The organism is Aestuariivivens sediminis (genome assembly GCF_022662105.1).
GTDB classification, from domain to species: Bacteria; Bacteroidota; Bacteroidia; order Flavobacteriales; family Flavobacteriaceae; genus Aestuariivivens; species Aestuariivivens sediminis.
Genome location: NZ_JAKMCP010000003.1, coordinates 730,236 through 753,903 on the forward strand (window position 1 = coordinate 730,236; position 23,668 = coordinate 753,903).

Annotated in this window: 19 protein-coding genes; 11 read left to right on the forward strand and 8 right to left on the reverse strand. The window is 36.3% G+C overall.

The window, feature by feature from the left end; translation table 11 throughout:
• The first annotated feature begins 25 nt into the window (after nucleotides 1–25).
• Entirely contained in the window at nucleotides 26–1,207 is a 1,182-nt protein-coding gene (trpB, locus tag MR054_RS11330) for a tryptophan synthase subunit beta (RefSeq protein WP_242157937.1), read from the forward strand.
• A gap of 41 nt (nucleotides 1,208–1,248) precedes the next feature.
• Nucleotides 1,249–2,013 carry a tryptophan synthase subunit alpha gene (gene trpA, locus MR054_RS11335; RefSeq protein ID WP_242157938.1) on the forward strand — a complete coding sequence of 255 codons (765 nt, stop codon included), beginning with the start codon at nucleotides 1,249–1,251 and terminating at the stop codon, nucleotides 2,011–2,013.
• Nucleotides 2,014–2,055: 42 nt separating this feature from the next.
• On the opposite strand, the gene MR054_RS11340 is transcribed toward trpA, so the two are convergent.
• Nucleotides 2,056–3,291 carry an ABC transporter permease gene (locus MR054_RS11340; protein WP_242157939.1) on the reverse strand — a complete coding sequence of 412 codons (1,236 nt, stop codon included), beginning with the start codon at nucleotides 3,289–3,291 and terminating at the stop codon, nucleotides 2,056–2,058.
• A gap of 77 nt (nucleotides 3,292–3,368) precedes the next feature.
• Here MR054_RS11340 and MR054_RS11345 point away from each other — a divergent pair, with 77 nt between their 5' ends.
• The gene (locus MR054_RS11345; RefSeq protein WP_420868341.1) at nucleotides 3,369–4,544 is read left to right on the forward strand and encodes an exo-beta-N-acetylmuramidase NamZ family protein; all 1,176 of its coding nucleotides are present in this window, start codon (nucleotides 3,369–3,371) and stop codon (nucleotides 4,542–4,544) included.
• 6 nt (nucleotides 4,545–4,550) lie between these two features.
• Here MR054_RS11345 and MR054_RS11350 read toward each other — a convergent pair whose 3' ends face one another.
• Nucleotides 4,551–5,390, reverse strand: coding sequence for a sterol desaturase family protein (locus tag MR054_RS11350; protein ID WP_242157941.1), 840 nt, complete (start codon nucleotides 5,388–5,390; stop codon nucleotides 4,551–4,553).
• Nucleotides 5,391–5,422: 32 nt separating this feature from the next.
• Entirely contained in the window at nucleotides 5,423–5,911 is a 489-nt protein-coding gene (locus MR054_RS11355) for a YkgJ family cysteine cluster protein (RefSeq protein ID WP_242158004.1), read from the reverse strand.
• A gap of 114 nt (nucleotides 5,912–6,025) precedes the next feature.
• Between MR054_RS11355 and MR054_RS11360 the strand changes: the two genes are divergently transcribed.
• On the forward strand, nucleotides 6,026–6,721 hold the full coding sequence (locus MR054_RS11360; protein ID WP_242085443.1) for a class I SAM-dependent methyltransferase: 696 nt from the start codon (nucleotides 6,026–6,028) through the stop codon (nucleotides 6,719–6,721).
• Between the two features lie 76 nt (nucleotides 6,722–6,797).
• Here MR054_RS11360 and MR054_RS11365 read toward each other — a convergent pair whose 3' ends face one another.
• Both MR054_RS11365 and MR054_RS11370 read right to left on the reverse strand, forming a co-directional pair.
• Nucleotides 6,798–8,519, reverse strand: a complete 1,722-nt coding sequence (locus MR054_RS11365; RefSeq protein ID WP_242157942.1) for a TonB-dependent receptor — start codon at nucleotides 8,517–8,519, stop codon at nucleotides 6,798–6,800.
• Nucleotides 8,520–8,615: 96 nt separating this feature from the next.
• Complete coding sequence (locus tag MR054_RS11370) at nucleotides 8,616–11,633, reverse strand: tetratricopeptide repeat protein (RefSeq protein WP_242157943.1); 3,018 nt, start codon at nucleotides 11,631–11,633, stop codon at nucleotides 8,616–8,618.
• A 198-nt stretch (nucleotides 11,634–11,831) separates the two neighbouring features.
• On the opposite strand from MR054_RS11370, the gene MR054_RS11375 reads away from it, so the two are divergent.
• Nucleotides 11,832–12,515 (forward strand): cell division ATP-binding protein FtsE, encoded by a 684-nt coding sequence (locus MR054_RS11375; RefSeq protein WP_242157944.1) that lies wholly within the window; start codon nucleotides 11,832–11,834, stop codon nucleotides 12,513–12,515.
• On the opposite strand, the gene obgE is transcribed toward MR054_RS11375, so the two are convergent.
• Nucleotides 12,512–13,510, reverse strand: a complete 999-nt coding sequence (obgE, locus tag MR054_RS11380) for a GTPase ObgE (RefSeq protein ID WP_242085447.1) — start codon at nucleotides 13,508–13,510, stop codon at nucleotides 12,512–12,514. The genes MR054_RS11375 and obgE overlap by 4 nt on opposite strands.
• A 369-nt stretch (nucleotides 13,511–13,879) precedes the next feature.
• Nucleotides 13,880–14,989 (reverse strand): adenylate kinase, encoded by a 1,110-nt coding sequence (locus MR054_RS11385; RefSeq protein ID WP_242157946.1) that lies wholly within the window; start codon nucleotides 14,987–14,989, stop codon nucleotides 13,880–13,882.
• Between the two features lie 136 nt (nucleotides 14,990–15,125).
• Here MR054_RS11385 and MR054_RS11390 point away from each other — a divergent pair, with 136 nt between their 5' ends.
• From MR054_RS11390 to MR054_RS11410, 5 genes are all read left to right on the forward strand, one after another.
• Nucleotides 15,126–16,280 (forward strand): 5-(carboxyamino)imidazole ribonucleotide synthase, encoded by a 1,155-nt coding sequence (locus MR054_RS11390; RefSeq protein ID WP_242157947.1) that lies wholly within the window; start codon nucleotides 15,126–15,128, stop codon nucleotides 16,278–16,280.
• Between the two features lie 63 nt (nucleotides 16,281–16,343).
• Nucleotides 16,344–16,826 (forward strand): 5-(carboxyamino)imidazole ribonucleotide mutase, encoded by a 483-nt coding sequence (gene purE, locus MR054_RS11395; RefSeq protein WP_242157948.1) that lies wholly within the window; start codon nucleotides 16,344–16,346, stop codon nucleotides 16,824–16,826.
• A gap of 133 nt (nucleotides 16,827–16,959) precedes the next feature.
• Entirely contained in the window at nucleotides 16,960–18,999 is a 2,040-nt protein-coding gene (locus tag MR054_RS11400; protein WP_242157949.1) for a M3 family metallopeptidase, read from the forward strand.
• Nucleotides 19,000–19,048: 49 nt separating this feature from the next.
• Nucleotides 19,049–19,600, forward strand: a complete 552-nt coding sequence (locus tag MR054_RS11405; RefSeq protein ID WP_242085452.1) for a sigma-70 family RNA polymerase sigma factor — start codon at nucleotides 19,049–19,051, stop codon at nucleotides 19,598–19,600.
• Between the two features lie 2 nt (nucleotides 19,601–19,602).
• Entirely contained in the window at nucleotides 19,603–19,863 is a 261-nt protein-coding gene (locus MR054_RS11410; RefSeq protein WP_242085453.1) for a hypothetical protein, read from the forward strand.
• Here the strand turns inward: MR054_RS11410 and MR054_RS11415 are convergent.
• A complete protein-coding gene (locus MR054_RS11415; protein ID WP_242157950.1) occupies nucleotides 19,860–20,696 on the reverse strand; it encodes a UbiA prenyltransferase family protein in 837 nt (278 codons plus the stop codon). The genes MR054_RS11410 and MR054_RS11415 overlap by 4 nt on opposite strands.
• 121 nt (nucleotides 20,697–20,817) lie before the next feature.
• Between MR054_RS11415 and gcvP the strand changes: the two genes are divergently transcribed.
• Nucleotides 20,818–23,667 (forward strand): aminomethyl-transferring glycine dehydrogenase, encoded by a 2,850-nt coding sequence (gcvP, locus tag MR054_RS11420; protein WP_242157951.1) that lies wholly within the window; start codon nucleotides 20,818–20,820, stop codon nucleotides 23,665–23,667.
• The last annotated feature ends 1 nt before the right edge of the window (nucleotide 23,668 follow it).

Below are 23,668 nucleotides of genomic sequence, written 5' to 3' on the forward strand. Positions count from 1 at the left end.
AAGTAATGATAATAATATCAAGAATATGAACTACAATGTAAACGAAAAAGGTTATTATGGTGAATTTGGCGGGGCATATATTCCCGAAATGTTGTATCCGAATGTAGAAGAGCTTCGTCAAAACTACTTAAAGGTAATGGCAGAGCCCCAATTTCAGAAATCGTTTAACCAACTCTTAAAAGACTACGTTGGTCGCCCGTCGCCATTGTATTTTGCTAAGCGTCTTTCGAAAAAATATAATACCAAAATTTATCTTAAACGGGAAGATCTTAACCATACTGGAGCACACAAAATAAATAATACCATTGGGCAAATCTTAATGGCCAAGCGTTTAGGAAAAACACGAATTATTGCTGAAACAGGTGCAGGACAACATGGTGTTGCTACTGCTACCGTATGTGCATTAATGGGAATGGAATGTATCGTGTATATGGGAGAAATAGATATTGCCAGACAAGCACCCAATGTAGCGAGAATGAAAATGTTAGGGGCTACTGTTATTCCTGCAACCTCAGGAAGTAAAACCTTAAAAGATGCAACCAATGAAGCCATACGGGATTGGATCAATAATCCCGTAAATACCCATTACATTATAGGGTCGGCCATTGGACCACACCCCTATCCAGATATGGTAACCCGCTTTCAAGCTGTCATTTCGGAAGAAATAAAATGGCAACTTAAGGATCAAGAAAACCGTGAGTATCCGGATTATGTGGTGGCTTGTATTGGTGGGGGTAGCAATGCCGCAGGCCTCTATTATCATTTTTTACACGAAGCATCGGTAAAAATTATAGCCGTCGAGGCAGCTGGTTTAGGCATAGATTCCGGTGAAAGCGCCGCTACATCAGTCCTTGGAAAAGAAGGCATTATTCATGGTTGTAAGACATTGCTGATGCAGACCAATGATGGACAAATAACAGAACCTTACTCCATTTCGGCTGGATTAGATTATCCGGGTGTAGGACCAATGCATGCCCATCTATATAAAACAGGTCGCGCTGAATTTATGTCCATAACAGATGACGAGGCCATGAAAGCAGGTTTAGAATTATGCCAACTTGAAGGTATTATCCCAGCAATAGAAAGCTCGCACGCCCTGGCCATTTTCGAACAAAAAACGTTTAACCCCCATGATATAGTCGTAGTTAGTTTATCAGGGCGTGGTGATAAGGATTTGCAAAATTATATTGAATATTTTAAAATTTAAGGTCATTTCAAACATTAATAGAAATCATATTTTGCAGCGCTATGAATCGTATTCAAACTAAATTAAAAGAAGACAAAAAGTTACTATCCATATACTTTACAGCGGGTTTTCCCAAGCTTAACGACACCGTTTCCATCATTCAAAGCTTAGAACACAATGGTGTTGACCTAATCGAAATTGGCCTACCATTTAGTGACCCTCTTGCTGATGGTCCGATCATACAAGACAGCTCTACCCAAGCTTTGAAAAATGGCATGTCCACCGAAATTCTTTTCAATCAGCTAAGCGGTATTAGAAAATCGGTTTCCATACCTTTAATCATAATGGGCTATTTTAATCCCATGTTACAATTTGGCGTAGAGGCATTCTGTAAAAAATGTCAAGAAATTGGAATAGATGGATTAATTATCCCCGACCTGCCCATTGATGTATATGACGAGGAATATCGATCTACATTTGAAAAATATGGGTTAATCAATGTGTTTTTAATTACCCCTCAAACTAGTGACCAACGTATAAAATACATAGATTCCATTTCAAATGGTTTTATTTATATGGTAAGTAGTGCAAGTACCACTGGGGCCAAGTCAGGATTTGGCAAGGAACAAACCGATTACTTTGGGCGTATTGCAGAATTAAACTTAAAAAATCCTCAAATTGTAGGCTTTGGCATTAGCAACAATCCAACGTTTACACAAGCTACTCAATTTGCTAAGGGCGCCATAATTGGTAGTGCCTTCGTGAAACATTTAACAGATCATGGAACAAGTGCCATTTCAGAATTTATTAAGGAAATTACAGGCTAAACTTTACTTTTTCTAGGACCTGCCAGATGAAGTTTATTTTATCTACTCAAACCGAATGGCCTTAACGGGAGATATCTTTGTAATGACATATGACGGCACCAATAGCATCAACAAACACATAATCATGGTTCCAAAATTCAATGCCATGATGTACCCTAAATTTATATAAACGGGAGCTTCCGTGACATAATATACACTGGGGTCCAAAGGAAACAGTTTAAAATATTTTTGTGTAAAAAGTAATCCCAAACCAAAAAGATTTCCCCAAATTAAGCCTAAAATTATCAAATAGGATGCATTGTATATAAATACTTTTCGAATACTCCAGTTGCTACTTCCTAAAGCTTTTAAAATACCTATCATTTGAGTACGTTCCAAAATCAAAACCAAAAGAGCTGTGATCATATTGATCCCTGCAATTAAAATCATAATGCCTATAATGCCATAGATATTCGTATCAAAAATTTTAATCCATTCGAAAATGGAAAAATATTTATCGGAAACCGTTTGTGTATTTAGATCAGAAGGTGTGTTTTTATAGATCTCAATGCCCATTTGTTCCAAATCATCAAAATCCTCAATAAAAACCTCAAAACTTCCTATTTGATCCTCATCCCACCTATTAATACGCTGAATATGCCGTATATCTCCAATTATATAAGTTGCGTCAAAATCTCGAAAACCAGAATTATAAATCCCAACAATCCTGTACGTTATGATACTTGGTGGCTTGTTAAGATCTTTTTTTGCAAAGACCATCTGAAAACGATCTCCTAATATAAAGCCTAAGCGATTTGCCAAATATTGGGAAATTAATACGTCTTCATTGCGCTCCTTAGTATAATCCGGTATTCGTCCCTCAATTAAAAACGCTTTAAAATAATCCCAATTATAATCTACTCCTACACCTTTTAAAATAGCACCTTCAAAATCATCTTCGGTCCTGATAACCCCTAATTTAGTGGCTATGGCTTGAATATGACTAATTCCTTCAACCGATGTGAATTTGGGATAAAAATCCTGCTTTTTTGAAATTGGCACCATACTTTCCTGCGAATTATTACTGTCATAATTGGCAATGGTCACGTGCCCGTTAAATGCTATTACCTTTTCACGTATTTTTTGTTGCAGGCCTATACCGGTGGCTATAGCAATCATCATAACCACAATTCCAATGGTAATGGCAGCAATACCAATTTTTATTATTGGAGCCGAAACACTACTTTTATATACTTTACCAGCAACAATGCGTTTAGCTATGAAATATTCGTAATTCAAAATTTAGTATGACTATTAATATGTTCAAAAATACAGTTTTATTATTTGTTTTAGTAATGATTTCATGTGGTTCTAAAATGAAGAAAAAAAACATAGACTTTACTCAGGAAAAACACAACCCGACTGAAAGTCCAATTATTGTGGGTGCAAATCAAACTGAGAGCTATTTGCCTCTATTAAAATCCAAAAGGGTGGGAATTGTGGCCAATCCAACCTCAGTTATTTTTACCCAGGAACCAACTCCGGGATTAAAAACGTATGTCCATATTGTTGATTCCTTATTAGCATTAAATATCAACATTATTAAAGTATTTTCTCCTGAACACGGTTTTCGAGGAACTGCAGATGCTGGTGAGGTCGTAAAAGATGGAGTGGATGTTAAAACCAATATACCCATTGTTTCCCTTTATGGCAACAATAAAAAGCCGAGTCCAGAACAGTTAGAAGGATTAGATATTGTGATTTTTGATATTCAAGATGTTGGTGTGCGCTTTTACACCTACATTTCGACAATGCACTATATCATGGAAGCTTGTGCTGAAGCTAATATTCCTGTATTAATTTTAGATAGACCCAACCCCAACGGACATTATATAGATGGGCCCACTCTAGACCCAAAAAACAAAAGCTTTTTGGGAATGCACCCCATACCCTTAGTTCACGGCATGACCATAGGTGAATATGCCCAGATGATTAATGGTGAAAAATGGTTGAAAAACGAAATCCAATGTAGAATTACCATTATTCCGGTAAAAAACTATAACCACCAAACACCTTATAGTTTGCCCGTTAGACCTTCACCTAATTTGCCTAACGATCAAGCTATAAAACTATACCCTAGTTTAGGTCTTTTTGAAGGGACTAACATTAATGCTGGACGAGGAACAGCATATCAATTTCAATGCTATGGTGCACCATTTTTAAACAAGGAAACTTTCACATTTAACTATACCCCAACTGAGAATTTTGGTGCAAAAAACCCAAAACACAAGAATGAATTATGTTATGGGGAAGACCTCAGAAACGAAAAAATAAGCGGCAAAATGTCTCTAAAATGGATTATGAAATCTTACTGGAATGCCAATGACAAATCTTTGGTGTTTAATACCGCAAATTTTACAAAACATGCTGGCACGGATAAGCTTCAGCAGCAAATTGAAGCTGGATTAGCGGAAGAAGATATTAGGGCGACCTGGCGAGAGGATATTGAAGCTTTTACAAAAGTGAGAAAGCAATATTTATTATATCCATAATGGATATTAACTCTTTTTGGGATGGTATGTCGGTTTTTGATATTTTTGAAAAGGTTGTATGAGTAAATCCTTAATGTTACTATTTTGTTTTTCATTGGGAAACACATCCACACCATATATAATATCTCGAGGATCCAATTTCATATAAGTCCCTAGCAGTCTATCCCATATAGAAAAGATATTTCCATAATTCGAATCCGTATAAGGTAATCTATAATGATGATGAACCTTGTGCATGTCTGGTGAAACCAAAACATAGCTCAATATATTGTCTATCCTTTTTGACAATTTTATGTTGGCATGGGTGAATTGGGTGGCCACTACCGACAGCGATTGATAAAACATGACCAATCCTATTGGTGTTCCAACAATAAAGGCACCTAGAAGGGTGAAAAAAAATCGGATTACACTTTCTATTGGGTGATGTCTATTAGCTGTTGTGGTATCAACTTTATGATCGGTATGATGCACCAGGTGTACCATCCAAAGTGGTCTCACCTTATGTTCTATCAAATGGGGTAAATAGGCTCCAAAAAAATCCAAAAAAACCAGTCCTAAAATAACATATAACCATAAGGGTATGTCCGGAAGCCAATTTAAAATTCCAAAATTATTCATAACAACCCAATCGGCCGTTTTTAACAACATAAAAGCCAGAGGTAAATTGATCAACAATAAGGTAAGATTAAAAAACAAATTCGGCATGGCATGACGCCATTTATTGTACTTAAACCGGAATAAGGGTATAAGCCCTTCAATAATCCAAAACAAGGATAATCCACCAACAATAAAAACAACACGATGATGTCTTGGGATGGTTTCGAAGTAATGTAAAAGTGTTTCCATAAAAAAATTCCAAATTAAAAGTGAAATAGTTATTACAAGCTTTTCTTCAAGGCTTCGACAATGTTAAAAGCTGCAGGACAAATAGCCACATTCTTTAAGGTTAAATTTGAAATTTGTTGAAACTTTTTTCTATCGGTATGAGGAAACTCGCGACAGGCCTTAGGCCTAACGTCATAAATGGAACAATAATTATCTGCGTCCAAAAAGGTACAGGGCACTTCCTGCAATACGTAATCTTTATCCTCATCAATTCTTAAATACTGCTCTATAAATTGCTGGGGGCGGAGTTTAAAATATTTCGCAATTCGTCCTATGTCCTTATCAGTAAATAAAGGTCCGGTAGTTTTACAACAATTGGCACAATCCAAACAATTGGTTTGTTTAAATTCAGCCTCATGCAGTTTCTGCATAACATAATCCAAATTCCTGGGGGGTTTCTTTTTAAGCTTAGTGAAATACTTTTTGTTCTCGTTATGCTTATCTTTGGCGAGCTTTGGAAGGTTTTTAATGATTTCTTGCATGATGTAAAAATACTTAATCTCTTTCATTTTGAGCAACGCGAAGAATCTAAACTATTAAAAGAAATGTGGTCCGTCCTTAAGATGGGCTAAGTTACATGACCTAAACCATTAATTTTGAAAGACCTATTCGGAAAGGCCTTATTGGATTATCACAATGGAAATTATACGGCGGATATCGTTACCTCCACCAGTATTTCCGATGACGAAATATTACCCCTTCCCTATTTATTTCGGGATTTCAACGGCATGCCGCAACTTGAAAAAAAGGCCTTGCAAATCACCCGAGGTAAGGTATTGGATGTAGGTTGCGGTGCGGGAAGTCATAGTTTATATTTACAGAAAAAAGGATTCGTTGTAAAAGCCATTGATATTTCCAAAGGAGCAATTCAAGTGGCTAAACAACGTGGTGTTAAATTAGTTGAAGAAAAGCACCTCCTGGAGGAAACTGAATTGTTTGACACCATTTTACTGCTAATGAATGGCACGGGAATCTTTCAGGAAATAGCTCAGGTCTCTCAATATTTAAGCCATTTAAGAACTCTTTTAAATCCGAAAGGACAAATTTTAATTGACTCTTCCGATATTAAATATATGTACGAAGATGACGATGGAGGATTTTGGCTGAATACCAACGGGGGGTATTATGGTGAGCTCGAATATTATCTGTCTTATAAGGGTGAAAATGAACAGGAAATGAAATGGTTATTTCTCGATTTCGATACATTACAGATAGCTTGTAACACCGTTAACCTGAACTGTGAATTGGTGATGAAGGGAGAACATTTTGACTATTTAGCAAGGATACAATAAGATGATCTGCCTGATTTGTTAGGAAATCTTTTTCTTTTATTATGGATTTTCAATGACCCCAAACTCGGAAATGAGTTTAGAAGTCAAATTTAAAAGTTGCCCCTGCCAAAAACTGGATTCCTTGAACGGGATAAAACATCCAGCGTTGGTAAGTGTTATTTACCAAATTATTAGCTTTTGCAAATACTGCCATTTTATCGTTTATATTATACCCCAAATGCACATTAGCATCAAAATAACTGTCTAAATTAACCATCATTGAATTAGGCCCTTCAATAGGGTCGATCAAACTTAGCAAACCTTTGCGTTCCCCTATGTAAAACAAATTAGCTCCCGCAAACCAGGATTGATTAATTTGGTAATCGAAAAACAGCGATCCCTTAATATCGGGTAAATTCCAAGCTTCTGCCTGATTACCTGTTGAATAATTAAAATATTCTGCCTTAAGACCTAAGGTAAAATTTCTGTTTACATCCACATTTAATTCTCCTGCAATACTAAAAGTATCTACATTATCATAAACCACACCAAAAGAATTACTATATTGATAATCTTCCGCATCAGTAAAATCAAAAAAGGTGGTATTATGCCTGTATAAAGCCTTATTACGATCGGCAAAATAATGCCCACTAATATTATAGCTCATATGACTTGACAATTTTCCCTTTAATCCAACATAGGCATCATATTGCTGATCTGTTGGCATAATGAATAACGTTGGAGATACAAAAGGGTTTTCTGTTGCAAAATTGTAATACGAATTTTGTATTAGTCCTCCTTCAATACCACCATATGCAATTAACACATCATTTACCAAACGATAGGTAGCGGTAATTTTAGGATAAATGTAAAACTTGCTATCCCCATTTTCTTTATCACTTAAATAAAATAGAGATGCTCCAAAATTAACAGTAAGGTCATCCTGTTTCAATTCGTACTGTGACCCTACCCCTATTTGATAGTTGCCATAGCTCAATTCTTCATCTACATCATAACTTCTATCAAAAGTCCCTCCTATATAATCAAAAATTAAATCCGTCGAAAGTTCTTCTCCATTAATGGGAATGTCAACAGTGGTTTTAAACTTAAACCGATTTTCACCTGACCCTCTATTATCACCAAAACGTCTGAAAAAGAAACTCCCCGAATTGATGTAGGTGTCTTCAAAAGAGATATCACCACCAAAATGGGCGCTGTAGTAAGAATGATCTACTTGAATATTACTTGATTGGGCAACATTTACCAATGCCTCTTCAACACCATACCAATTGTAAGTTTGTCTTTGAAAGCCACCTTCAACATTCCAAGACAAATCACGTAATTGAGACGAGTAATTGGCATTAATTTTAGAATTAGAAAAATCATCTTCAAATTGTACTCCTTCAATACCTCCTTGAGACGAATGATGACTTAAATATCCCCCTACACTTTCCGTCCTGCTTATAGCATGGTTTAAATATAACTCTCCTAAAAAGGTTGTGTAGGTTCCAACACCAAAGGTCGCATAATTATCATATAACTTAGCGGGCTGTACCTTTTCAACAACTGCAGCCTTTCCTTTAGCAGGAGTAAAGGTTGATGCCACAGGTATAGAGAAAATATTGTACTTAATTTCTTTTTTAGCTTCGGTCACCTCATCTTTCAGAGTTGGTGTCTCCTTAACCTTAAATGCATCGGAAATTGATGGTTGATAGGGTTTTACAACATCTATTACACCTGTGTTTAAAGTGTCGCTTTTCGTCCTTTGAGCAAATGCCGATGACATCCCTATTAAAATGATTACAACTGTGTATTTCATGTGCTTACGCATAATTATAATTTTGATTTTGACTTATTGATTGATGCAATGCTGCAACTAACCTTAGCATGACATGTATTGTTATTTTGATTATGCCTAATTATCAGATAGAATGGACGAATTAGTTTTGGCTTCCTCTTGCTTTATTCTCGTTAATTCTTTTTTAGCTTCCTCAACGACATCCTTAAACTCTTCGAAGTTGTTAATAACACTTTCCAGAATATAAGTGGCTTGAAATGCATCGTTTAAAGCATAAAAATTCTTTGCCATTAGTACAAGTCCTTTTGCACTATAATATTTATATCCCGAATAGTCCTTAGCTAATTTTTGTATCGATTTGTTAGAGGCCTCAAATTGCTCTTCTTTATGTTTGAAGTAAGCCTTATAATATAGTGCCTCGGCTGCAGTTTCTCCACTTGCTACACCCTCAACCTTGGTATATGCTGCTTTCGCCTTAGGTTCATCGCCCGTTTTTATAGCAGACCTCGCAATGATGATAAAGGCATCACTTTTAATTTTGTTATCTATTTTTGAATGACCCAAAACCGTCTCGGCATAGGTAGCTGCCTGATTATAATTTTGCATCTGGTAGTAGGCTTTCATTAAATTAGACTGTGCAAATACAATGTTTTGCGGAAAGTTGGCCTCCTGCTCCAAGCGCAACAACAAAGGTACGGCTTCATTCCAGTTTTTATTTTCTAAATGATATTGTGATAACCGGGATAAAGCCTCTTCAGTAAACTCACTTTGGGAGGCATCCAACACATACTGATAGTGTGGTGCGGCATTTCCTTTTAAGTCTTTTTTAAAGTATAATTGCGCTAAATAAAAATGTGATGGTAAGGCATGTAAACCATTTGGAAATTCATTCAGATACCCATTAAATTGTTTAATAGCTCTGTCAACATTGTTATCTAAATACTGCTTTTCTGCGGCTTCATAGGTTGCAAGATCCAAATCGGAATCAGTGACTTCAATATAATCCAAAGTCTTTACCCAGGCAGCATAATCATTAACAAGACCCAAGTCTATATAGATGAGCCTTGCGGTTGATACGGCTTGTTGAGCTTCAGGTGTGTTTGGAAAGTCATTGGCTACTTTTCTAAATTTAACCAACGCCTGTTCATTTTGCCCCGCATTATAATATACCAATCCCTGACGCAACAATGCTTTAGGTACAAATGAACTCATTCGGTATTCACTACTTAAACGGTTGTAAAGGATCATGGCTTTATCGGTTTGACCCTCTTTTACATAAGAATTACCAAGTTCATACATAGCATCATCTCTTAGTTTAGATTTCGGGTACGTATCAATAAAAGCTTCCAATTCATTTATTTTTTTTGAGGACTTACCCAAATAACCGGCACTTAATGCTTTTTGAAAAAATGGGTAGTCTGATTCTATTTCATTTAAACGGATTGCTTGCTCATAAGCGTCCATAGCATCTTTATAATTACTGGACACAAAGTACCCGTCACCCAATCTCAGATAGGCATCATTCAACCTTACTTTATCCTCTTTTTTATTTCGAATAAAAGTATCGAAATGTGCGACAGCCTTTTCATAATTCTTTTGTTTGAAATAGGTGTAAGCTATGTTATAATCTATATTTTCCATTTCTGGTAAGGCAGATTGTCCTTGCTGTTGAAACTGTTTGAAACCGACTAAAGCATCTTCATAATTAGTTAAATTAAAATCGGTCTCAGCTTTCCAAAAGGTGGCTCTTGCAGTATATGTTTGGTCCCTTTGTTCTTTTAAGGAGGCATTAAATAAATTAATAGCTTCAAGATAATGCCCATCATTATAAAGTTCAATACCCCTGTAAAAGGCCACTTTTTGATAGGCCAACTTATTTTCAAAACTCCGTTTGCCCTCCAAAAGTTTCAACGCTTCCTTGTAGTTCTTTGATGTGATATATGAGTCTATCAAAAGGGTTTCTATCTCCTCTTTGTAATTCGTATTGGGGTATTTATCCAAATATGCTGCCAATACCTGCGGTGCAGGTTGGTAAGGATTTCCTATGTCATAACTAATTTTGGCATAGTTCAACCAGGCATCCTCTTGGATTTTTAAATCGAAATCCATTTCAGAGGCATTTTTAAAGGCATTTAATGCCTCTTGTTTTTTATTTAGATTTATATAACTCTCCCCTAAATGATAGTACGCATTTTGGGCAATGGAATTATTACCGCCTATAATTTTATTAAACTCGGACACTGCACTTTCAAAATCGCCCTGCTTATAATAGGCATAACCCAATTGATAAAAATCGGTATTACTCCATTTCCCCTGTTTGCCCTTATAGGATTTTAAGAAAGGAATAGCTTCCTCATATTGCTTCAAGTTAAAGTAACTTTCCCCAATTATTTTCGATAATTCCGAAACTTCTGTTTCATCACTGGTCTCCAAACGTTCTTTTGCCAATTCAATAGCTTTTTCAAATTTTCCCAATTTGAAATTTAAATCAGCTTGGTAATATGATAATTTTTCCTGATAACGTTCCTGGTCACTTACCTGATCAAAATATTCGTTCGCCTGATCGTAATCGTCACTTTCATAGGCCATAAATCCAATATAATACTTAGCTTGAGAGCCATATTTTTGGGAATTCTCAACATGGCTTAGATAGGTTTTGGCCTCCTTATAACGCTTTGTTGAAAATGCAGTGTACCCCTTATTAAAATAGAATTTGTCTTTTTCATTTCTACTTAAGGCCCCTTCGTCCACTTTGTCATACCACTTCTTGGCATAAGCGAATTTAGAGTTTTCAAAATAGTAGTCCCCAACATCGACAAAGGCTGTATTCCGCTTCGTACTTGTTGGATAATCAGCCACAAAGTCTTCCACCAGGCCATCGGCATTTTGCTGATTTAAACGTACAGCACAATTGGCAATGTAATAGGTACAATCTGATTGTACATTGTCTTCATCCGCAGTCTTTTTAATATCCCTGAACAGGGATTGAGCGGCTAAATACTGTCTGTTATTATATAAGGAAAGGGCTTTTTGATAATCTACTAAATTACTGGTATAGGCTGCAGATTGCTGGGCAAAAACCTGTATACTAAGAGGTAGGACCAACACGAGGGTTGCAATGTTTTTGATAGTCATTAACGATTGGGTTTAAATTCAAAAATCAAAGATAATTTAATCTAAACCTTATAACGCAACAATCGTGCTATAATTATAAACGGAGTTATTAAATACATTTTTTTGACAATACATAATACGATTTATAATGCGCAGATGTTATACTATTTGTCTGAAAAAAATTAACTTTGGACAATTAACAATTAACGTCTGCAAAACATGTCCAACCCAATTCTACAGTTAAAAAATGCCTCCATTTATCAGGGCGAAAGTCTGGTACTTTCTAATGTCAACGTGGAGATCAATAAAGGTGATTTTGTCTATTTAATTGGAAAAACGGGAACAGGAAAAAGTAGTTTTATGAAAACCCTTTATGGTGATTTACCCTTGACTGAAGGCGAAGGACATATTGTTGACTACGATTTAAAAACCTTAAAAGAAAAAGATATCCCATTTCTAAGACGAAAGCTCGGGGTGATTTTCCAAGATTTCAAATTGTTAACTGACAGAACGATTAATGATAATTTATTGTTTGTCTTAAAGGCAACTGGATGGAAAGACAAAAATGAAATGAATCAACGTGTTGAGGAGGTTTTAGCTAAAGTAGATATGAAAACAAAAGAATTTAAATTTCCCCATGAGTTATCTGGTGGTGAACAACAGCGTATTGCCATCGCCAGAGCTTTATTAAATAACCCGGAACTTATATTAGCCGATGAACCCACAGGTAATTTAGATCCTCAAACCAGTATTGAAGTCATGGAAGTTCTTCAGGATATCAACAAAAATGGCAATACCATTCTAATGGCAACTCACGACTATGCTTTATTGCTAAAATACCCGAGTAAAACCTTAAAGTGCGATGATAATGAAGTGTATGAGGTCGTACAAAGAAAAGCTTAATCATTCAAGACCTTCCATAGCTTGTCTTTTAGTTCTTGAATGCCTTGTTGGGCCACTGAGGAAATGAACACATAAGGAATGGGCAGTTTGATATCCAACTCCTTTTTTAATTCGGCCTTTAGCTCATCATCTAACATATCACATTTCGAAATAGCAATAAGTCGCTCCTTATCTAACATTTCCGGATTATACCGTCTAAGTTCATCTAGCAGAACATCATATTGCTTTTTAATATCATCGGCATCTGCAGGTATTAAAAATAACAACACCGAATTGCGTTCAATATGTCTTAAAAAATAATAGCCTAATCCTTTGCCCTCCGCAGCACCTTCTATTATTCCTGGAATATCGGCCATTACAAAACTTTGAAAATCGCGATACTCCACAATACCTAAATTAGGTTTAAGTGTAGTAAACTCATAATCTGCAATTTTTGGTTTGGCAGAGGTCATAACAGACAATAAAGTGGACTTACCAGCATTAGGAAAGCCTACTAATCCAACATCGGCTAACACCTTTAATTCTAGAGTAATATATTTTTCTTCGAGTGGTAATCCGGGCTGTGCATAACGTGGTGTTTGGTTGGTGGATGATTTAAAATTCCAGTTTCCAAGTCCGCCCTTTCCTCCTGTTGCAATTATTTCTTCATCCCCATGTTCGGTAATTTCAAAAATTATGGCATTGGTATCAGAATCTCGCACGACAGTTCCCAGGGGAACATCAATATAGACATCTTCACCATCGGCTCCGGTACTTCTACTGCTGCCACCGTGTTCGCCATGACCTGCGCGAACGTGTTTTTTAAACTTTAAATGAAACAGGGTCCAAAGGTTTGCATTGCCTCTAATTATAACATGACCACCACGGCCGCCGTCACCCCCATCAGGTCCACCTTTGGCAACATATTTTTCCCGATGTAAATGTGCCGAGCCTTTACCTCCATTTCCAGAAGCGACATACATTTTAACATAATCTACAAAATTGCCTTCAGTCATTTTTTTTTAGTTTGTTGTAATAGATAGATTGAGGTTGTAATAGATTGATAAAGACTGAATTATTGGGTCGATTGTTTGATCTTTTGCCAATATTTAACACGCTTTTTGTCAAACTGGAAAATACTCCAAACAACTCCATACTCTTCTTATGTAATTCTTTTACTTTAACTCCTGTAATAATATTCGAAGCAATAACGACCTTAACTTTTATAGATTTTGGAATAATTTCGGTCAAATCAAAAATTTGCAAAGTATATGAACGAATTCAATCCTGCAGACTTAAATTGTATGCCGACCAACTTACGTTTTCAACTTTAATTTGCTAAGGATTGAAAATCAATCTTCCTTCACTTCATCAATCACTTTTATCTACAACGCATCAATAACTGCACTCAATCGCTGTGTAATTTCTTCAATACTTCCTACACCATCAACGCCGAAATATTTATTTTGAGTGGAATAGTAGTCTCTTAAAATGGCCGTTTTGTTGTAGTATTCAGTAATCCTATTTCTAATAATGGACTTATCGGCATCATCAGGCCTTCCACTGGTTTTACCTCTTTTCAGTAAACGTTCAACTAATATTTCATCTTCTACTTCTAAGGCAATCATTGCATTAATTTGTGAATCTTTACTGTCCATCAAACGATCCAACGCTTGGGCCTGAGCATTGGTACGTGGGAAACCATCAAAAATAAATCCATTGGCATCAGCATTTTTTTCAACTTCCGCATTTAACATATCTATAGTAACCTTATCTGGAACTAAATCTCCTTTATCCATATAGGATTTGGCTAACATACCCAAAGCGGTTTCGTTTTTAATATTATAGCGAAACACATCCCCTGTTGAGATGTGTACTAAATTATATTTTTGCTTTAAAAATTCTGCCTGGGTTCCTTTTCCAGCACCTGGAGGGCCAAAAAGTACAAAGTTTGTCATATGCTGTGTTTCTTTTATTTGATATACTTCAGGGATGTTCCTCCCCAATCCATTATAATCTAAACCAAAGCCAACAATAAACTTATTTGGAATTTCAATACCGATATAATGGAGTTTGAAATCCTTTTTATAAGCCTCAGGCTTGTAAAATAGGGTTGCTATTTTAAGCGTTTTTACCTTTTCATTTTTAAAAATGCGGTGGACCTCGGCCAGGGTATTCCCAGAATCAATAATATCTTCTAAAACAATAACCGTACGTCCCGTTAAATCTTGTGTCAACCCAATTAAACGTTGGATATCTTCAGTAGACTTTACCCCTTCATAAGACGCTAATTTTATGAAGGTGACCTCACAGGGTTTTGGAAATTTCTTAACAAAATCACTTACTACCATAAACGATCCATTCAAAATTCCTATGAATACAGGTATTTCGTCACCAACATCTTGAGCAATATCATTCGCCATCCGCCCTAGGGCATCGTTAATTTGCTGAGCTGAAATAAATGGTTTAAAATATTTATCGTGAAGCTTTATCACTATAACTTATTGTTAAAGTTGCAAAGATAATAAATGATTTATGATTTGCGATTTTTGAATTACGATTTACGAAGTAATTACATATTAAAATGTATTTTTGCCTAATCTTAATATCGTCCTAGGAAATTTATTTAAAATGAATTATTTCTCTTCAAATTTCAAACTGGGTATTTTAGGCGGCGGTCAGTTGGGTAAAATGCTACTATACAATACCAGAAAATTTGATATTTGCACATGTGTTTTAGAGGCTAGCGAAGATGCCCCCTGTAAAATTGCCTGTGATGAGTTCCATCTGGGGGATTTAATGGATTATGACGCTGTATATAATTTTGGAAAACAGGTGGATGTGTTGACCTTTGAAATTGAAAACGTTAATGTTGATGCTCTGGAAACCCTTGAAAAGCAAGGCGTAAAAGTGTATCCATCTTCAAAAACATTACGCATCATTCAAAACAAGGCTCAACAAAAATTATTTTATGTTGATAACGAGTTACCAACAGCATCTTTTTCTCGTTTTGCATTTACTTCGGAAATAAAGAAAGTGATAAAACATGATGGATTGTCCTTCCCATTTGTTTGGAAAGCTGCCCAATTTGGATATGATGGACAAGGTGTCAAAATTGTGAAATCTATTGACGACTTGGAGGGTTTGCCCAATGTTGAATGCATTGCCGAAGCCCTCGTTCCTTTTAAAAATGAACTTTCCGTTATTGTTGCCCGTAATGCTTCCGGTGAAACAAAAAGTTATCCTGTTGTCGAAATGGAGTTTCATCCTGAAGCTAATCAGGTGGAATATGTTATTTGCCCCGCAAGAATTTCAGATAGTATAGCGCAAAAGGCTAAAGATGTTGCATTAAGAACATCGGAGGCGTTTAACCATGTGGGATTATTGGCCGTAGAAATGTTCCGGACCCCAGACGATGATATTTTAATAAACGAAGTAGCCCCCAGGCCGCATAATTCAGGGCATCACACTATTGAATCAAGTTACACTTCACAATTCGAACAACATATTAGGGCAATTTTAAATTTACCACTTGGGAAAACAGACAGCAAGGTTAGCGGAGTTATGGTTAATTTAGTAGGTGCTGAAGGCCATAAGGGAAATGTGGTTTATGAAAACATCGAAAGAATTATGGAAATGGATGGTGTAACACCACATGTCTATGGCAAAAAACAAACACGCCCATTTAGAAAAATGGGGCATGTTACCATAGTTAATAAAGATGTAAATGAAGCAAGAAGAATTGCTGAAGAAGTAAAACAAACTATTAGAGTTATAAGTGAATAAACCATTGTAATCAAATCCGAAAATGAGATACTTTTGGAATTTGGACATAATAAATAGGAATTTATGAATAAAGTAGGTGTAATTATGGGTAGCAAAAGTGATCTACCTATTATGCAAGATGCTATAGACATCTTAAAAGGATTCGATTTAGAAGTTGAAGTCGACATTGTATCGGCTCATCGTACGCCAGATAAATTGTTCGACTATGGTAAGCACGCCCATACCAGAGGATTTTCAGTAATTATAGCCGGTGCTGGAGGTGCAGCTCATTTACCCGGTATGATAGCCTCACTGTCCCCACTGCCGGTAATCGGTGTACCCATAAAAAGTCGTAATTCCATAGATGGTTGGGATTCGATACTTTCTATTCTTCAGATGCCCGGTGGTGTCCCAGTGGCCACAGTAGCTCTTGATGGAGCAAAGAACGCTGGAATATTAGCCGCTCAGATAATTGGAGCCCATGATAGTCTTACACTTGATAAAATCGTGGCCTTTAAAGAAAATCTTAAGGTTAAGGTTAACGAATCTGCTAAAGGTTTACAATGAAAAAACCTCAAGCTTCCCTGAGGTTTCTTCTTATAAACAATGATTCTTTTGAGTTAGTCACTCTGTAATGAGGTGTAAATATATAAAATTTTTATATGCATGCATAATAAATTAAAAAATTAACATATTAAATATGCACAAAAACATCCTTAATCAAACATTCAATACACCATACTCTACAGTCCCCTTTTCACAAATAAAAGATCAGGATTTCTTACCTGCTTTTAAAACAGCCATTACCAACGCTAAAAAAGAAATTAATGCCATTATTAAAAACTCGGAAAGCCCTACCTTTAAAAACACCATTGAAGCTTTAGAATTTTCAGGGGAACAACTGGATAGAATTTCCAGTCTTTTTTTTAATTTGAATTCCGCCGAAACGAACGATACCATTCAAAAAATCGCGCAAGAGGTGTCTCCATTATTGTCAGAATTCAATAATGATATCACCTTAAACAAAACGTTATTCGATAAAATTAAGACGGTTTACGAAAATAAGGCCAAATGGAATTTAAACCCCGAACAACAAACCCTGCTTGAAAAAAAATACAAAAGGTTTTTCAGAAATGGCGCCAACCTTTCTGAGGAGAAAAAATTAAAGCTTCGTGAGATCGATAAAAAGCTTAGCCAGTTGAAACTCAAATTTGGTGAGAATGTATTGGCCGAAACCAATGCCTTTGAAATGCTCATTAGTAATGAATCGGATTTATCGGGATTGCCTGAAGGCGCTAAAGAAGCAGCGAAACAATTGGCAGAATCAAAAGACAAGGAAGGATGGCTTTTTACCCTGGATTATCCAAGTTACATTCCTTTTATTACCTACGCCGATAACAGGACTCTGCGCAAACAATTGGCTCTAGCCGCCGGCAGTAAAGGATTTCATGGTAATGAATTAGACAATCAGCAACATGTTTTGGACATCGTAAAATTAAGGTACGAACGTGCTAATTTGCTGGGATATAAAACCCATGCCCATTTTGTTCTGGAAGAACGCATGGCAGAGTCGCCTAAAAAAGTTCTGGCATTTTTAAATGATTTACTGGGAAAAGCCAAACCCGCTGCTGAACGGGAATTTAAAAATTTAGAAAGCTTTGCAAAAGCGTTGGACCCTATTTATCAAATCGAAAAATGGGATAGTGCTTATTATTCGGAAAAGCTAAAACAAAAGCTCTTTAGTATAGATGATGAAAAATTAAAACCCTACTTCAAATTAGAAAACGTCGTTAATGGTGCCTTCACTATTGCCAATAAGCTGTATGATTTACAATTTGAAGCCATTGATACTATTGATAAATACCACGATGATGTGATTACTTATCGGGTTAATAATTCAAAAGGTGAACTCATCTCCATATTATATACCGATTTTTTTCCACGCCCAGGTAAACGCAATGGTGCTTGGATGACCTCCTACAAACCACAGTATATAAAAAATGGAGAAAATAGCCGACCACATATATCAATAGTATGTAATTTCACAAAACCAACAAAAACCAAACCTTCGTTATTAACTTTTAATGAAGTTACCACCTTGTTTCATGAATTTGGTCATGCTCTCCACGGCATGTTGGCAAATACCACCTATCCCAGCTTATCAGGAACGAGTGTGTATTGGGATTTTGTAGAATTACCAAGTCAGATAATGGAAAATTGGTGTTACGAAAAAGAGGCCTTAAAATTATTTGCAACGCATTTTGAAACTGAAGAGATCATCCCCATGGATTATGTTGAAAAAATAAAAGAATCCGCCACCTTCCATCAAGGTATGCAGACCTTACGTCAACTAAGTTTCGGACTATTGGATATGAGCTGGCACGCTCATGACCCATCCAATATAACTAATGTTAAAACTCAGGAAGATGAAGCCTTTAGGAATACCAATTTATTTCCAAAAACAGAATCAACTTGTATGAGCACCGCATTTTCACATATTTTTCAAGGGGGCTATTCATCGGGATATTACAGTTACAAATGGGCTGAAGTACTGGATGCTGATGCCTTTGAATATTTTAAAAAAGAAGGCGTTTTTAATAAAACAATAGCTCAAAAATTTAAAGATCATATTCTTTCAAAGGGTGGCACTGAAAATCCAATGATACTTTACAAGCGTTTTAGAGGTCATGAACCCAAACCTGAGGCGTTACTGAGAAGAGCGGGATTAATCGAAAAGTAATTATTCGATTTTTTATCCTATTTTTGATTTCTAAAAAGAAGGATTACTCATGCCCAACCACCAAATTAACCCTAAAAAGTGGATCGATTTATATTCCGATTACTTATTTAATTATACCATTTCAAGGGTTAGTGACCGGGAAATTGCTCAAGATTTAGTTCAGGATACTTTTTTGGCCGGATTAAAATCAATGAATAACTTCAAAGGTGAAGCCAGTGAACGCACATGGTTAATCTCTATTTTAAAAAGAAAAATTATAGATTATTATCGTAAAATAAATTCCAAAAAAGGAAAAGCTGAGGTTAGAATGATCTACAATGATACTGAAAATGAAGGCGATTGGCTGGAAGAACGCGTTGCCGACCCCTTTGATAAAAATGCTGAAGATAAATTGCAAAATAGTGAACTTGGGGATGCCATACTTAACTGTTTAAGTAAATTACCTCCAAAACAAGCCGAAGTTTTTAAAATGAAGACCATTCAAGGATTTGAAACCGAAGTCATTTGTAATGAACTCGATATAACACCGTCTAACCTTTGGGTAATTATCCATAGAGCACGTACTGCAATGGCAGAATGTTTAAAACAAAACTGGTTTTGATTATGGCTAAGATAAGAATTGTCATCCCATGTGATGAAGCAAACCATGTTTGTGACAAAACACAATACAAAAATGCAACATTATGGGAAAAGATTAAACTCAACATTCACTTACTGTATTGCAGGGCCTGCAGGGAATATACCAAAAACAATACCAAGCTTTCAAAAGCCATTGCGAAATCAAAAGTTGAATGTTTGGATAAATGCGATAAGGAAAAAATGAAACAAAAATTGGAAGAAGCCATCAATGAACACAGGACTTAATGAATGATTAATAGTATGGCAAACCAAAAAATAGGAAGCCCTTCCACCCAAAAAGCACTATAGTATTTTCCTTGATCAATTTTTGCAAAAATTAAAAACAACCATGTGCTTAAAGTAATGATTAAAAAGGGCATAAGGTCATTACGAATAAATTCATTTTTAACAACAATTTCCAAGAAAAGAAATACCCCCAAAAGGACACTGCCAACATATTTAGTTTGCTTAATTCCAATTTTTTGGGGGACTGTGGAAAGTTTTAAATTATCGAATCTTAAATCCCTAATTTCAAACGGAAGCATTAAAACGATGACATACAGAAAACGTTGAAATGCTGTTATAAGTACATCCAAATTTATATCAAAATTAACTACAATTAAGGGCAGAAATACCGTAACACCTGTCCAAACCAGTGCAATTATGTATATTTTAAGTCCGCTTATGCTCCTGAGGTTTTGCCTATTATCATAAATAAAACGCTCAGGTAAAAACGGAGTTGCATACAAAAATGTAAACAACGCCAATACCCCAATTAAACTTAGCGCTTTGGCATCTAATTGCAGCGCATAATAACACATCAAAATAAACGAAAAAACTGAAACTACTCGAATCGAATTTAACCAATTGACCAAGCTTCTATGATGAAGTTTTGCCAATCCATAATATTTAACAAAATTATACCCTATAATTGACGAAAAAAACACAAACATTAGAATGCTATAATCAATAGACATGGTGTACTCTAACATGGTGATGCCGGTTAATGAAACAACCGATAACGCAACATGGATGCTGCTGTTAATATAAAAATTGATTAGTTGTTTCAATAAGTTCATGGAACAAAAATAACCAATGTGTTAATAACGGTTTTATATGGTTAAAAACTTTATTTTATCTTAAATAAAAAACATGAATTATTACGTATTTTTGCCAACTATATAATTAAACATTATTTTAATGAATACGAATGCTTTTGCCTTGCGTCATATAGGACCTAATGAAAATGACCAACATCAAATGCTGGAAGTTCTAGGATTAAATTCACTAGATGAACTTATTAATGAAACCATCCCTGATGATATTAGATTAAAAAATGGTTTGCATTTGGATGACCCCATGACTGAGCATGAATATTTGTTACACATTCATGATCTTTCCAAAGAAAATAAAGCAAGAAAAACATATATAGGTTTAGGTTACCACCCAACCATTTTACCAGCAGTAATTCAACGGAATATTTTGGAAAATCCGGGGTGGTATACCGCTTACACACCTTATCAAGCTGAAATTGCCCAGGGGAGATTGGAAGCTTTATTGAATTTCCAAACCATGATTACGGAACTTACAGGTATGGAGATTGCTAATGCTTCTTTACTTGATGAAAGTACGGCTGCAGCCGAAGCCATGAGTTTATTATTTGCCATCCGTGATCGCGGGCAGAAAAAAGCTGGAATAAATAAATTTTTTGTTTCTGATGTAATATTACCCCAGACGTTATCTTTATTAAAAACCCGAGCCACACCAATTGGTATTGAATTAGTCATTGGTAATGAAGCCCATTTTGATTTCTCTGAAACCTACTTTGGCGCCTTATTGCAATACCCGGGGAAAAACGGACAAATAACCGATATTGAGTGGTTTATACAACATGCCAATACTTCAAATATAAAAGTGGCCGTGGCCGCCGATATTTTAAGCTTGATAAAACTCGAAGCTCCCGGTAAATTTGGTGCGGATGTTGTAATAGGTACAACCCAACGGTTTGGGATTCCTATGGGGTTTGGTGGACCCCATGCAGCATATTTTGCCACTAAAGAAGCCTATAAACGGGATATCCCAGGGCGTATCATTGGCGTAACAAAGGATGCCAATGGAAATAGAGCTTTACGAATGGCATTACAGACACGGGAACAACATATTAAACGTGATAAGGCGACATCCAATATTTGTACAGCACAGGTATTATTGGCCGTAATGGCAGGAATGTATGCCGTTTACCATGGTCCTCATGGGTTGCAATTTATTGCTAATAAAATTCACAATAAGGCATCTAAACTTGCACAAGTGTTAGAGACCTTGGGCTACTCGCAAGTCAACACCTCCTATTTTGATACGCTTCAAATAAGAACAAATGCAAAACGAATCAGAAAAATTGCTAAGGCGAAAAAAGTAAACTTGTTTTATCCTGATTCTGAAACGGTTACCATTTCAATTAATGAGACCACTTCCATTAGAGATATTAATTATTTGATTTCCATTTTTGCTGAAGCGGCTCAAAAGAAAACCATAATAATAGAATCCGTACAAGAAGCTTGCAATATTGCTAATTCAGTTAGAAGAAAGTCATCATTCTTGACCGATCCCGTATTCAACACCTATCACTCTGAAACAGAATTGATGCGGTATATTAAGCAATTAGAACGCAAAGATTTATCCCTTAACCATTCTATGATTTCCTTGGGATCTTGTACCATGAAGTTAAATGCCGCCTCCGAAATGCTTCCTTTAAGCTGGTTTAAATGGGGGAATATACATCCGTTTGCCCCACTTAATCAAGCCAGAGGTTATATTACCGTGTTAAAAGCCTTAGAAGATCAATTAACGGAAATCACCGGCTTTGCTGCCACTTCTTTACAGCCCAACTCCGGTGCTCAAGGTGAGTTCGCAGGACTTATGGTAATAAAGGCATATCATGAATCCCGAGGTGAACATCATAGAAATATCTGTTTAATCCCTTCATCAGCACATGGGACCAACCCGGCTAGTGCGGTAATGGCAGGTATGCAGGTGGTTGTTACTAAATCTACAGAAGAAGGAAATATGGATGTCAATGACTTACGTGAAAAAGCAGAATTGCATAAAGATAATTTAGCTGCACTTATGGTCACCTATCCTTCTACACATGGTGTTTATGAATCTGCCATAAAAGAAATCACTAAAATAATACATGATAATGGCGGACAGGTATATATGGATGGGGCCAATATGAACGCACAGGTAGGACTAACAAACCCGGGACATATTGGAGCAGATGTTTGTCATTTAAACCTCCATAAGACCTTTGCTATTCCCCATGGTGGTGGAGGTCCTGGTGTAGGCCCTATTTGTGTCGCAGAACAATTAGTGCCTTTTTTACCGGGCAATCCTGTTAAGCCAGTTGGAGGGAAAAAAGCCATAACCGCTATTTCCGCAGCACCTTATGGATCCGCGTTGGCGTGTTTAATTTCATATGGTTACATAAAAATGCTCGGTGCCGAAGGTTTAACTCAAGCAACTAAAATTGCCATCTTAAATGCCAACTACATGAAAAAGCGTTTGGAAGGCAGTTTTGACACTTTATATTCAGGTGAATGTGGTAGAGCAGCTCATGAGATGATTGTGGATTGTCGTCCATTCAAAATTAAAGGTATTGAGGTGTCTGATATCGCAAAACGTCTTATGGACTATGGCTTTCACGCCCCTACTGTATCCTTTCCCGTTGCCGGAACATTAATGATTGAACCCACAGAAAGTGAAAGTAAAGCGGAAATCGATAGGTTTTGTGATGCATTACTGTCGATTAAGAAAGAAATCGACGCCCTTTCTAAGGAAGACACGAATAACGTCTTAAAAAATGCTCCTCATACTTTGGGCATGGTAACTGCAGATGAATGGTTACTTCCCTATTCTCGGGAAAAAGCGGCTTTCCCTTTGGATTACGTAAGAGACAATAAATTTTGGCCCAGTGTTCGGCGTGTTGATGATGCTTATGGAGACAGGAATCTCATTTGTACCTGTACCCCTATTGAAGCTTTTATGGAGGCTTAAT